Raw genomic sequence first — 11,898 nt, 5'->3', positions numbered from 1 at the left:
GAATTCCTATAATGTGGTGCCTGTCACCGTATATTATGTAAACTGGTGCTGAGTCACCCTAGAAAAATAATGTTTTGATTAAGGCTGTTAAGAATATGTTTGCCAAGGCGACTGGGAAAAGGACTTTCCAGCCGAACTCCATAAGTCTGTCAACGCGGAAACGCGGCAGCGTACTGCGAAGCCAGATATAAACAAAGACGACAGCACTGAATTTAACTGAGAACCAAACTGCGCCAGGTATGAAGCTAAGGAAATCAAAAAGCGGCAGCCAGCCTCCAAGAAAGATCACTGTAATCAATGCGGACATCGCAAATAAGTATACATATTCGGCAAGCATGAAAAATGCCCAGCGGAAACCTGAATATTCAACATGGTATCCCGCAACTAATTCATTTTCAGCTTCCGGCAGGTCAAAAGGTGTCCGGTTTAATTCGGCAATCGATGCGATGAAAAACACGACAAACGCCACCGGCTGTAAAAGAATAAACCACACGTTTTCCTGCTGCTCCACGATATCATTTAAATTTAAGCTTCCTGTTAAAAGGATAATTCCCAAAACGGACATGACGAGCGGAATTTCATAAGAAATCATCTGGGCCGCTGCACGCATGCCTCCTAAGAGAGCGTATTTGTTATTTGAAGCCCAGCCTCCGAGAACCATACCAAAAACGGTTAAACCGGATACCGCAATATAATAGAGAAGCCCTACTCCGATATCGGCAAATTGAAATTTGTCAGTAAACGGGATCGTCGCCAGCACCATGAATGACGGTGCAAAGGCAACGACCGGTGCCAGGATAAATAATGGTTTGTCTGCTGCTTTTGGGATTATATCTTCTTTTAGTAAAAGCTTGAGAACATCTGCAACGGTTTGTAATAGTCCCCATTTTCCACCGACTCGGTTTGGACCATGGCGCAGCTGCATGTATCCCATAACCTTACGTTCTGCTAAAATTCCATAGGTTACGAAACCTAAGACGATTAATAGTAAAACAGCTCCCAATAAAAAGAAGATTCCAAAGTTCGCTATACCTGGACTAGAATGGAGTAATTCTTCTACCATTATCCGTCCACCTCCCCAAGGACAATATCAACTGCCCCTAAAATTGCAACCAAGTTTGCAATATTTTCACCTATTAATAATTTCGGAAGAATTTGCAGATTATAGAATGAAGGTCTTCTAAACTTTAAACGGTATGGCTCTTTTTTACCGTCACTAGAAATATAGCAGCCAATTTCTCCGCGTGGCGCTTCAATTCTTACATACGCTTCCCCTTTTGGTGCTTTGATTATTTTTGGTACTTTCGCCAGGATCTCGCCTTCTGCAGGGAATTGTTCACATGCCTGCTCAAGGATTTTCAATGATTCTTCAATTTCCTCTAGACGCACATGGTAGCGGGCCAAGCAATCGCCTGTTTCCTTTGTTACGACATTAAAATCAAATCGGTCATAAATGGAGTATGGCTCATCTTTCCGAAGATCCCATTTCACACCGGTACTACGAAGATTCGGACCGCTTAGTGAATAGCTGATTGCATCTTCTTTTGAATAAACTCCAACCCCTTTTACCCGGTCTAAAAAGATTTCATTTCCAGATACGAGGTCGTGATAGCCCTTGATCTGTTCGCGCATATAAGGGATAAATTCCTTTACACCGTCGACCCAGCCTTCCGGAGCGTCCCACTTTACCCCGCCGACACGCATATAGTTGAAGGTCAAACGAGCACCTGATAATTCGTTAAGCATATTGATAATCATTTCACGGTCACGGAACGCATAAATAAACGGGCTTGTCGCACCAAGGTCAAGGATATAGGTACCCCATGCAACTAGGTGGCTGGCAATACGCCCTAATTCCATTGCCATTACTCGCAGGAAGTCAGCACGTTCCGGAACTTGGATTCCCATCATGGTTTCGACGGCATGACAGATGACATAGTTGTTTGTCATCGCGGACAAATAGTCCATCCGGTCGGTGTAAGGGATTATCTGTGTATATTGCAAGTTCTCTGCTAATTTTTCCGTTCCGCGGTGTAAATAACCGATGACAGGGGTTGCCTCTGTAATGATTTCCCCATCAATTTTGACCACTAGCCGGAAAACTCCGTGTGTACTAGGGTGCTGCGGACCGACGTTAAGCAGCATTTCTTCTGTTCTGATCATTGGCTACACCTCCACATCATACGGTTCATAATCTTTACGCAGTGGATGGCCAACCCAATCTTCGCCTAGCAAAATCCGATGTAAATTCGGATGTCCGGTAAACTTAATTCCTAGTAAATCATAAGCTTCGCATTCAGGCCAATTGGCACCTGCCCAAATTGGCTGCAAGGACTCGATTGTTGGTTCATCGCGGTCAATCTTTACTTTAAGCGCCACTGATTGGCGATTTTTGTATGAGAATAAGTGAACATAAACTTCCATATGTGTGACAAAATCTGTTCCATGCAGCTCAGAGAGATAATCGAACCCTAGGAGCTCATTATATTTTAAAAATTGAGCTACCTTGAAATATGTATCTTTCTTAGCAACAAGTGTTGGAACGTCCTTGGATAATTTATTAATATAAGAATCTTCTAAAACATCAGAGCCTAAGTTTTCTTCAATAACTTTCCTGTACTTTTCTAAGAAAGGCTGATTTGGAGATGGTTGATCGGCCGTATCGCCTGGCGATACGTCGCCACCTTTTGCTGCACCTGCTGCCTTCGCCTTTGCTGCTGCAGCCGCTTTTGCTTTCGCTACTGCCGCTGCTTTCGCTTTTGCTTTTTCATCGTCTCCAGCCGCCGCAGTGTCTGCGTCACCGGTACCAGCTGCCTTCGCTTTTGCCGCTGCTGCAGCCTTAGCTTTTGCTGCCGCCGCTGCCTTTGCCTTTGCCGCTGCTGCCGCTTTTGCCGATGTCTCATCCGTTGCTCCAGCTGTATCTTCGGCTGGTGCTTCGCCGCCCGCTAACTCCATTGCTTTGCGCTTTGCCGCCGCCGCCGCTTTTGCTTTCGCTACTGCCGCCGCTTTCTTTTTAGCAAGGTCATCACCGTCATCGCTCGCCTCAACTTCTGCTGGCGCTTCTGGTGCTGGTGTTTCTTCAGCCGGTGTCGTGCCTGCCGCTAACTCCATCGCTTTTCGCTTCGCCGCCGCTGCGGCTTTAGCTTTTGCTACTGCAGCTGCTTTTTTCTTCGCAAGATCGTCTCCGTCGCTGGTTTCAGCTGCTACTGGCGTTTCTTCAGCTGCTTCAACAGGAGCAGGAGCTTCATCCTCTAAAATACCTTCGCGCTTTTTCTTTGCTAGTGCAGCCGCCTTTGCCTTTGCTGCCGCCGCTGCCTTTTTCTTCGCAAGGTCTGCACCATCTTCTGCTGGTGTTCCCGCTGGCTGTGCTGTTTGGGCTGGCTTCTCATCCTGATTAAGCGCTTGTTCAGAAGGTTTGTCCTCCTGCTTAGGAGCACCTTGAGATTCTCCTGCTGCCTTCGCCTGACGCTTTGCTAATGCCGCCGCCTTTGCTTTTTCAGCTGCTTCTCTTTTTAATTGATCGAGATCCTTTTCCCCGCTCATCGGTTAGATCACCTTCTTCCCAGTCTTCGCCTCATAGCGAATCTTTTCCTTTAATTTATTAATTCCATAAATTAATGCGGCCGGGTTTGGTGGGCACCCAGGAATATAGACATCAACAGGTACGATTTGATCGACACCCTTAACCACCGAATAAGACTTTACATAAGGTCCACCTGCAGTTGCACAGGAACCCATCGCAATAACCCACTTCGGCTCTGGCATTTGGTCATACAAACGGCGGATAATCGGCGCCATTTTTTTGGTTACGGTTCCAGAAACAATCATGCAATCCGATTGTCTTGGAGACGTACGGAAAAACGATCCAAATCGGTCTAGGTCATAGTTTGCACCGCCAACACCCATCATTTCAATCGCACAACAAGCCAGACCAAAAGTCATCGGGTATAACGAATTACTTCGTGCCCATGCCTTAATTTGCTCCAGCGTTGCCAAAAATACATTTCTTTCTAATTCCTTCATTTCCAATGGTGAAAGGTCATCTAGTTTTAAATCCATTGTAGCACCTTCTTTTTCCAAGCGTAGATTAAGCCAATTAACAGCATAATAACGAAAATTAACATCTCAATTAACGCAAAAACTCCTAGCTTATCATAGGCAACTGCCCAAGGGTATAAAAATACAGTCTCTACATCAAAAATAACAAACATGAGTGCAAAAATATAATAGCGGACATTGAACTGTACACGGGAATCGTGAAATGGATCAATACCGCTCTCATATGTAGTATACTTCTCGTCACTCGGCTTGTTAGGACGCAAAAGCTTACCTAAAGATAACGCCACCACTGGCAGCAGCACCCCAAGACAGAGGAACACAAAAACTATCAGATAATTATTCTGATATAAATTCAAAAGTTCCAAGTCCTTCCCCTCCAATGTTGAAAATTTTCATAACAATGAAACTTGTAACCGATAACATTATAGCATTGTTACAAACCTGTGTCGACAAGACCAACCATTAAAAATTGGAAATTCTATCGCCGCAAAACTTCCCATTGCAATCGTTTGAGAGCTCGCTCTCAGAAACGACTTGCAATGGGGAGTTTTGCAAGCTTCAGCGACAGCTGAAGCGCAATGTGCGATAGCACATGGCGGTAGAAATTTCAATTTTTTGCTTAACCTGGTTTTGAGACACAAGGGCCCCCACCCCCTGAGCGTTTGCGTGATCTCGCAGAAAAGGCTCCCTGAAATCACTTCAGAGATGACGCAAAAGCGAATTGTAAAACCTTGAACTTCATGCACGTGATCTGCAACGGAGCGAAAGATGACTTGCATAGTACCAGGCTCGCAAGAGCCGCATGTTCCCTATATCGACATTTAACAACAAAAATCTGCTATTGTCAGTGAGAATTGTCATAAAAAATACAAATTGTTCCCCTTTATGAAAAAACACGATTTTCATCCAGTATATACTCACCAATTCAAAACAACTTCGTACAACCCATCACCACAATCATATTCACAATAAACCAAATCATTCAAAACTTTCTATTAAAAAGGAATAAATATAATTAACATCATACTAATTTCCTATAAAATCCAATCGCAAGACTGACCAACGTCATGTTCTCCCTCTCAGATTCCTTCAAATATCAAATCAATGGAATTCTCAATGTAGTTTATATAGATAAAAAGTAAACTTTTTTTCTACTGATAAATCAAAACAGCCGGTCGCAAGACTGGCCATCGTCATGTTCTCCCTCTCAGATTCCTTCAAGTATCAAATCAATGGAATTCTCAATGTAGTTTATATAGATAAAAAGTAAAACTTTTTTTCTACTGATAAATCAAAACGGCCGGTCGCAAGACTGGCCATCTTCATGTTCTCCCTCGCAGATTCCTTCAAGTATCAAATCAATGGAATTCTCAATGAAGTTTATAAAGATAAAAAGTAAACTTTTTTCTACTGATAAATAAACAGCCGGTCGCAAGACTGGCAAAGGTATTTGTTTTCCTTTTAACTTTGGTTGAGGCAACTTCCTAGTTCTAATTGAAATCTTATATCCAAATAAATGACCTTTTTTATGAAAACCCAAACTTACGTGCTGAATATCATTTTTACGTGCCAAATCCCCAGGTTTGCCTACCAAACCCGAACCCATCCAACCCACCCCAAACCCAAGCACAAAAAACCCCCGCCAGTCTGTCGACCAGCAGGGGTTGATACGTACTATTATTGTTTTCCTGTAACCGTTAGACGGTTGATGGCACGCTGCAGGGCTAGTTCAGCACGACGGAAGTCAATGTCTTCCACCTTCTGCTCTTTCATACGCTGCTCGGCACGCTCTTTAGCTCGTAGTGCACGTTCCACGTCGATATCCTCTGCTTTTTCAGCGGCTTGGGCTAGGATTGTTACTTTGTCAGGGCGGACTTCTAGGAAGCCGCCGCTTACCGCAACAAGTTCCTCTTCTTTTCTCCCAGGCTCCTTGAGGCGTACAACCCCAACTGCAAGAGGCGCAACCATTGGAATATGTCCAGGTAAAATACCTAATTCACCACTTTGAGCCTTGGTAATAACCATTTCCACATCTGACTCATACACCGGGCCATTCGGAGTAACAACACTGACTTTAATCGTCTTCATTTTTTACCCTCCTGACAGGCTTTAAGCCTCTACACCCATGCGTTTTGCATTTTCCACTACGTCTTCAATACGTCCAACTAAGCGGAATGCGTCTTCTGGAAGGTGGTCATACTTACCTTCAAGGACTTCTTTGAATCCACGAACCGTTTCTTTTACAGGTACATAAGATCCTGGCTGGCCAGTAAACTGTTCAGCAACGTGGAAGTTCTGTGATAAGAAGTTTTGAATACGACGTGCACGAAGTACCACTAACTTATCATCATCAGAAAGCTCATCCATACCAAGGATCGCAATGATATCCTGTAATTCACGGTAACGTTGTAATGTTGATTGTACTTGACGCGCTACATTGTAATGCTCTTCACCAACGATTTCAGGTGACAATGCACGAGAAGTCGAAGCAAGAGGATCCACCGCAGGGTAGATACCCATTTCAGATAGCTTACGCTCAAGGTTAGTTGTTGCATCTAAGTGAGCGAATGTTGTAGCCGGAGCCGGATCCGTATAGTCATCGGCTGGTACATAAATCGCTTGGATTGATGTAACAGAACCTTTATTCGTTGAAGTAATACGTTCTTGTAATTTACCCATCTCAGTAGCAAGAGTTGGCTGGTAACCTACGGCAGAAGGCATACGGCCTAATAGCGCAGACACTTCCGAACCTGCTTGCGTGAAACGGAAGATGTTATCCATGAAGAAAAGAACGTCCTGTCCTTGCTCATCACGGAAATATTCAGCCATAGTCAAACCAGTCAAGGCAACACGCATACGTGCTCCTGGCGGCTCGTTCATTTGACCGAATACCATCGCAGTTTGCTTGATAACGCCTGAATCCGTCATTTCATGATAAAGGTCATTACCTTCACGTGTACGTTCACCAACACCAGCAAATACCGAAATACCGCTGTGCTCTTGCGCGATGTTATTGATTAATTCCTGGATTAATACGGTTTTACCTACACCGGCACCACCAAATAGACCGATCTTACCACCCTTAATATAAGGAGCAAGTAAGTCTACTACTTTAATACCCGTTTCAAGAATTTCTACTTCAGTAGAAAGATTTTCAAACGTTGGTGCTTCGCGGTGAATCGAATCATGGCGCTCACTCGCTGGAATATCCTCTTTAAGGTCAATTGCTTCACCTAATACGTTAAATACACGGCCAAGTGTTACGTTCCCAACCGGTACAGAAATTGGAGCTCCTGTATCAACAACATCCATTCCACGCATTACACCATCAGTGGAAGCCATTGCAATGGTACGAACAGTATCATCACCTAAATGAAGGGCTACTTCAAGGGTTAAGTTGATATCAACTTCTGATTGATTCTGCGCTTTATATTCAATTCTTAAAGCGTTATAAATCTCAGGGAGTTGACCGTTTTCAAACTTAACGTCAATAACCGGACCCAAAATCTGAAGAACGCGTCCTTTATTCATTATTTTCCCTCCTATCTTACTTTTTCACAAAACCCCTTTTTTTTAAAAGGAACTATGTGAATCACACTTTACTAGTTATAGTCCTGATATGTAGTCGGGAACGATGAACTCATTCCCTGCAGCAGGACTTATCAAGGCCCCTAATTGGGGTTCATTTTTAAAAAATTAGATTCTACTCTAGTGCAGCCGCACCGCCGACGATTTCCGCAATTTCTTGTGTAATCGCTGCTTGACGGGCACGATTGTATATGAGTGAATAATTTTTGATCATTTCTTTAGCATTATCAGTAGCGTTTCTCATCGCAGTCATCCGGGCTGCATGCTCACTCGCTTTACTGTCTAAAAGAGCGCCATAAATTAAGCTCTCAGCATATTGAGGCAAGAGAACGTCTAAAATTTCTTCTGCAGATGGCTCAAATTCATAAGATGTAAGCGTTGAAGAAGTCGAAATATCCGTTAGTGGAAGTAGCTTCTTCTCCATTACTTCTTGTGTAATTGCACTTTTATAATGAGTGTAATATAAGTAAAGTTCATCGAAGGTACCATCGGAGAACATACCTACCGTACTACTGGTAATGTCTTTAACGCTTTCGAAGCTCGGTTGATCAGATACTCCAACAATTTCGAGATCGACATTTATCCCACGTTTTACAAAAAAGTCACGTGCCACTCGACCGATTGCAATGATCGCATATTCATCTTTCGACTTGTGACGTTTTTCGATTGTTTGGAATACACGACGGATAACGTTACTGTTAAAAGCTCCTGCAAGACCACGGTCAGATGTCATAACAATATAACCTGTTTTCTTAACAGGGCGAGATTGCAGCATTGGATGATTAATCCCTTTGCTTCCCATTGCGACAGCTACCGTAACTTCCTGGATTTTTTCCATGTAAGGAACAAATGCTTTTGCATTCATGACTCCACGGTTCCATTTAGCAGCGGAAGTCATCTCCATTGCTTTTGTAATCTGACTCATCTTTTTTGTAGAATTAATACTATTTTTTATATCGCGTAATGATGCCATAGGTTCTCACCACCCTCATTCAAAGAATGTGTTTGGGAGTTAAACAATGGTGACAGGCACGGTTTTGGGTGCCTGTTTCCACTGTTTAAACACCCATTTCCAATTGTCAGACCCTACTTATTCGGAAACTGCGAACGTCTTTTTGAAAGCGTTAAGTGCAGCCGCCATATCGTCATCAGAAGGAAGATCCTTCGTTTTTGTAATATGGTCTAACAAGTCTTTGCGATTGTGGTCTAACCAATTAAGGAATTCTGATTCAAAACGACGGATATCCTCTAACGGAATATCATCAAGGAAACCGCGTGTTAATGCATAAAGAATTGCTACTTGCTTTTCAACTGAAAGCGGCTTGTGAAGATCCTGCTTTAGAACTTCAACGGTGCGGGCACCGCGGTTAAGCTTCGCTTGTGTAGCTTTATCAAGGTCAGAGCCGAACTGTGCAAATGCTTCTAATTCACGGTATGAAGCAAGGTCAAGACGTAATGTACCTGCTACCTTCTTCATCGCCTTGATTTGCGCGGATCCTCCTACACGAGAAACGGAAAGACCTGCGTTGATCGCTGGACGTACACCGGAGAAGAAAAGGTCTGATTGTAAGAAAATTTGTCCATCCGTGATGGAGATAACGTTCGTTGGGATATAAGCAGAAACGTCACCTGCTTGTGTTTCGATAAATGGCAATGCAGTGATTGAACCAGCACCTAGTGTGTCATTCAATTTCGCTGCACGCTCTAATAAACGGGAGTGCAAGTAGAATACATCCCCTGGATATGCTTCACGACCTGGAGGACGGCGAAGTAATAGGGAAAGCTCACGGTATGCAGCCGCTTGTTTAGATAAATCATCATATACGATTAATACGTGCTTGCCGTTGTACATAAATTCTTCAGCCATTGAAACGCCCGCATAAGGAGCTAAGAATAACAATGGAGCTGGTTGTGAAGCAGATGCAGTTACAACGATTGTATAGTCTAACGCACCATACTTACGAAGGGTTTCTACTGCACCACGTACAGTGGATTCCTTTTGACCGATTGCAACGTAGATACAAATCATGTTTTGACCTTTTTGGTTCAAAATTGTATCGATTGCAACAGATGTTTTACCTGTTTGACGGTCTCCGATAATTAACTCACGTTGTCCGCGTCCGATTGGAACAAGCGCGTCAATCGCTTTAATACCTGTTTGTAATGGCTCATGAACGGATTTACGAGCCATTACGCCTGAAGCTACTGCTTCAACAGGGCGAGTTTTTGTAGTATTGATTGGACCCATACCATCAACTGGTTGTCCTAAAGAGTTTACAACACGACCAATTAGTTCCTCACCTACTGGAACCTCCATGATGCGTCCTGTACGACGAACCTCGTCACCTTCTTTAATTTCAGTGAAAGGTCCAAGAATGATGATACCAACGTTATTGGCTTCAAGGTTTTGAGCCATACCCATAACGCCGTTTGAAAATTCAACAAGTTCTCCAGCCATGACATTGTCGAGGCCATGAACACGTGCGATACCGTCACCTACGGAGATAACTGTACCGACATCACTCACTTGAATTTCAGCCTGATAGTTTTCAATTTGCTTTTTTATCAGGGCACTAATTTCTTCAGCTTTGATGCTCATGAGTTTCACCCCTATCTACGAATCTTAGCTTAACAATTTACGTTCTAAACGGTCTAGCTTTCCGCGCAAAGACCCGTCGTATATACGGTTTCCGATGCGGAGCTTAACGCCGCCAAGCAATTCGGAATCCACGATATTTTCAATTCTTAGTGATTTCTTGCCAACCTTTGCGGCAAATGTTGCAGAGATTGCTTCACGTTCTGCATCAGAAAGTTCTCGCGTGCTGTATACTTCAGCTTCGGCAATACCCTTTTCCTCATTTGCTAGTTCAAAGAATTGGTTAGCTACTTCAATGATCTCGTCTTCGCGATGGCGATCAATCAAGATCAATAGTGTATTCAGTACATGTGGATTAACCGTTGAAAAAGCATTTGTTAAAATCTCTTTCTTCTTATCTAATGTAAGTTTTGAAGACTTCAAAACTGCTTTTAAATCGGTATTGTAAACAAAAACTTCCTTAACTACACGAAGTTCTTCTTCTACTACTCCAAGAAGCTGCTGTTCTTTCGCGATTTGAAAAAGAGCCAACGCATAGCGCTTTGCTACCATGGAGTTGCTCATCGCTTATCTCCTGCCTCTTGAATATATTCGTTAATGAGTTTATCTTGGTCTGCTGCATTCAATTCTTTTTCAATTACTTTAGAAGCAATTAATACAGACAAGGAAGCAACTTGTTCACGAATAGCGGCAACCGCTTTTTCTTTCTGCTGCTCAATTTCAAGTTTCGCAGATTCTTTAATGCGTTCTGCTTCAGTACGAGCCACAGCAATGATTTCATCACGCTGAATGTCGCCTTGCTTTTTCGCATTTTCAATTAAACCTTGTGCTTCTGAACGAGCTTCTTTTAAAAGAGAACGCTGCTCTTCTAATAGTTTCTTTGCTTCAACGCGACTTTGTTCTGCCGCTGAAATTTCACCAGCAACATGCTCTTCACGTTGTTTCATGATGCCCATTAAAGGACCCCAAGCAAATATTTTCAACAACACCATTAGGACGATAAACATAACAAGTTGGAAAATAACATCTCCCCAGTTTACACCTGTATGGGCTGCTGCTGCTCCTAATACAAAACTATTTGTTAACACCTGCGATTCACTCCCTTCAAGGTCTTTCCTTAAAACAACCTATATATCAGTTGAAATAATTGTCGAAATCAATCGTTTATGCCCATGTCTAGCTACTGCGCCTAGTGGCTCGGGGTCATAAGCCAATCCGTCAATAAGGTTAAAGAGCAACCTTCTTGCCGGCTCGTCTTATGCCTGTCGCCCCTGGGCAAGGCGCTTCCGCTTTTCTGACATAAATGGACATAAACGAATGGCGAAGGTTCTCACGAATGATCTTCGCCACTTACATAAACGCGCTTTAGCGTTCGATTATTTACCTTGAACCATGAACGCGATAACAACCGCGATGATAGGAATCGCCTCAACTAACGCAACCCCGATGAACATTGTAGTTTGAAGCATACCACGAGCTTCTGGCTGACGAGCCATACCTTCTACTGTTTTTGAAACGATAAGACCGTTACCGATACCAGCACCTAGTGCTGCTAAACCAATTGCGATTGCTGCTGCTAAAAGACCCATTTGAAAATTTCCTCCTTTAATGTATGAAAAAATGAATTCTTATTTTTTTGTTCTTATTATTAAGAA

Annotated in this window: 13 protein-coding genes; all 13 read right to left on the bottom strand. The window is 43.1% G+C overall.

What is annotated here, in order from left to right:
• Positions 1-58: 58 nt before the first annotated feature.
• The 13 genes from nuoH to atpE all read right to left on the bottom strand — a co-directional run bounded on the left by nuoH (position 59) and on the right by atpE (position 11,832).
• Positions 59-1,063, bottom strand: coding sequence for an NADH-quinone oxidoreductase subunit NuoH (gene nuoH / locus TR08_RS12990; RefSeq protein WP_045518729.1), 1,005 nt, complete (start codon positions 1,061-1,063; stop codon positions 59-61).
• A complete protein-coding gene (locus TR08_RS12985; RefSeq protein WP_045518728.1) occupies positions 1,063-2,163 on the bottom strand; it encodes an NADH-quinone oxidoreductase subunit D in 1,101 nt (366 codons plus the stop codon). The genes nuoH and TR08_RS12985 overlap by 1 nt, the downstream gene beginning before the upstream one ends.
• 3 nt (positions 2,164-2,166) lie before the next feature.
• On the bottom strand, positions 2,167-3,543 hold the full coding sequence (locus tag TR08_RS12980; protein ID WP_045518727.1) for an NADH-quinone oxidoreductase subunit C: 1,377 nt from the start codon (positions 3,541-3,543) through the stop codon (positions 2,167-2,169).
• Positions 3,544-3,546: 3 nt separating this feature from the next.
• Positions 3,547-4,059 carry a NuoB/complex I 20 kDa subunit family protein gene (locus TR08_RS12975; protein ID WP_045518726.1) on the bottom strand — a complete coding sequence of 171 codons (513 nt, stop codon included), beginning with the start codon at positions 4,057-4,059 and terminating at the stop codon, positions 3,547-3,549.
• Positions 4,050-4,424, bottom strand: coding sequence for an NADH-quinone oxidoreductase subunit A (locus TR08_RS12970; RefSeq protein ID WP_045518724.1), 375 nt, complete (start codon positions 4,422-4,424; stop codon positions 4,050-4,052). The genes TR08_RS12975 and TR08_RS12970 overlap by 10 nt, the downstream gene beginning before the upstream one ends.
• 926 nt (positions 4,425-5,350) lie before the next feature.
• Positions 5,351-5,665, bottom strand: a complete 315-nt coding sequence (locus tag TR08_RS12960; RefSeq protein ID WP_152597412.1) for a hypothetical protein — start codon at positions 5,663-5,665, stop codon at positions 5,351-5,353.
• A gap of 71 nt (positions 5,666-5,736) precedes the next feature.
• Entirely contained in the window at positions 5,737-6,147 is a 411-nt protein-coding gene (locus TR08_RS12955) for a F0F1 ATP synthase subunit epsilon (protein WP_045518721.1), read from the bottom strand.
• 21 nt (positions 6,148-6,168) lie between these two features.
• Positions 6,169-7,590, bottom strand: a complete 1,422-nt coding sequence (atpD, locus tag TR08_RS12950) for a F0F1 ATP synthase subunit beta (RefSeq protein WP_045518719.1) — start codon at positions 7,588-7,590, stop codon at positions 6,169-6,171.
• 172 nt (positions 7,591-7,762) lie between these two features.
• Positions 7,763-8,620 carry an ATP synthase F1 subunit gamma gene (atpG, locus tag TR08_RS12945; protein ID WP_045518717.1) on the bottom strand — a complete coding sequence of 286 codons (858 nt, stop codon included), beginning with the start codon at positions 8,618-8,620 and terminating at the stop codon, positions 7,763-7,765.
• 117 nt (positions 8,621-8,737) lie between these two features.
• A complete protein-coding gene (gene atpA, locus TR08_RS12940; RefSeq protein WP_045518715.1) occupies positions 8,738-10,246 on the bottom strand; it encodes a F0F1 ATP synthase subunit alpha in 1,509 nt (502 codons plus the stop codon).
• 24 nt (positions 10,247-10,270) lie between these two features.
• A complete protein-coding gene (locus tag TR08_RS12935; protein WP_045518713.1) occupies positions 10,271-10,807 on the bottom strand; it encodes a F0F1 ATP synthase subunit delta in 537 nt (178 codons plus the stop codon).
• Positions 10,804-11,331 carry a F0F1 ATP synthase subunit B gene (locus tag TR08_RS12930; RefSeq protein ID WP_045518711.1) on the bottom strand — a complete coding sequence of 176 codons (528 nt, stop codon included), beginning with the start codon at positions 11,329-11,331 and terminating at the stop codon, positions 10,804-10,806. The genes TR08_RS12935 and TR08_RS12930 overlap by 4 nt, the downstream gene beginning before the upstream one ends.
• Before the next feature lie 288 nt (positions 11,332-11,619).
• Positions 11,620-11,832: a F0F1 ATP synthase subunit C gene (atpE, locus tag TR08_RS12925; protein WP_045518709.1), complete on the bottom strand. Its 213-nt coding sequence runs from the start codon at positions 11,830-11,832 to the stop codon at positions 11,620-11,622.
• Between the last annotated feature and the right edge of the window lie 66 nt (positions 11,833-11,898).

The sequence above is a fragment of the Neobacillus niacini genome (assembly GCF_000759675.1).
Lineage (GTDB): Bacteria > Bacillota > Bacilli > Bacillales > Cytobacillaceae > Neobacillus > Neobacillus niacini_A.
This window is presented reverse-complemented; position numbering and strand designations above follow the sequence as displayed.

Excerpts from the sequence above, each read along its gene's own strand:
- TR08_RS12980 (WP_045518727.1), bottom strand. The coding sequence starts at position 3,543 with ATGAGCGGGGAAAAGGATCTCGATCAATTAAAAAGAGAAGCAGCTGAA.
- atpA (WP_045518715.1), bottom strand. The coding sequence starts at position 10,246 with ATGAGCATCAAAGCTGAAGAAATTAGTGCCCTGATAAAAAAGCAAATT.
- atpG (WP_045518717.1), bottom strand. The coding sequence starts at position 8,620 with ATGGCATCATTACGCGATATAAAAAATAGTATTAATTCTACAAAAAAG.
- TR08_RS12955 (WP_045518721.1), bottom strand. The coding sequence starts at position 6,147 with ATGAAGACGATTAAAGTCAGTGTTGTTACTCCGAATGGCCCGGTGTAT.
- nuoH (WP_045518729.1), bottom strand. The coding sequence starts at position 1,063 with ATGGTAGAAGAATTACTCCATTCTAGTCCAGGTATAGCGAACTTTGGA.
- atpE (WP_045518709.1), bottom strand. The coding sequence starts at position 11,832 with ATGGGTCTTTTAGCAGCAGCAATCGCAATTGGTTTAGCAGCACTAGGT.
- TR08_RS12975 (WP_045518726.1), bottom strand. The coding sequence starts at position 4,059 with ATGGATTTAAAACTAGATGACCTTTCACCATTGGAAATGAAGGAATTA.
- TR08_RS12935 (WP_045518713.1), bottom strand. The coding sequence starts at position 10,807 with ATGAGCAACTCCATGGTAGCAAAGCGCTATGCGTTGGCTCTTTTTCAA.
- atpD (WP_045518719.1), bottom strand. The coding sequence starts at position 7,590 with ATGAATAAAGGACGCGTTCTTCAGATTTTGGGTCCGGTTATTGACGTT.
- TR08_RS12960 (WP_152597412.1), bottom strand. The coding sequence starts at position 5,665 with ATGGGTTCGGGTTTGGTAGGCAAACCTGGGGATTTGGCACGTAAAAAT.
- TR08_RS12985 (WP_045518728.1), bottom strand. The coding sequence starts at position 2,163 with ATGATCAGAACAGAAGAAATGCTGCTTAACGTCGGTCCGCAGCACCCT.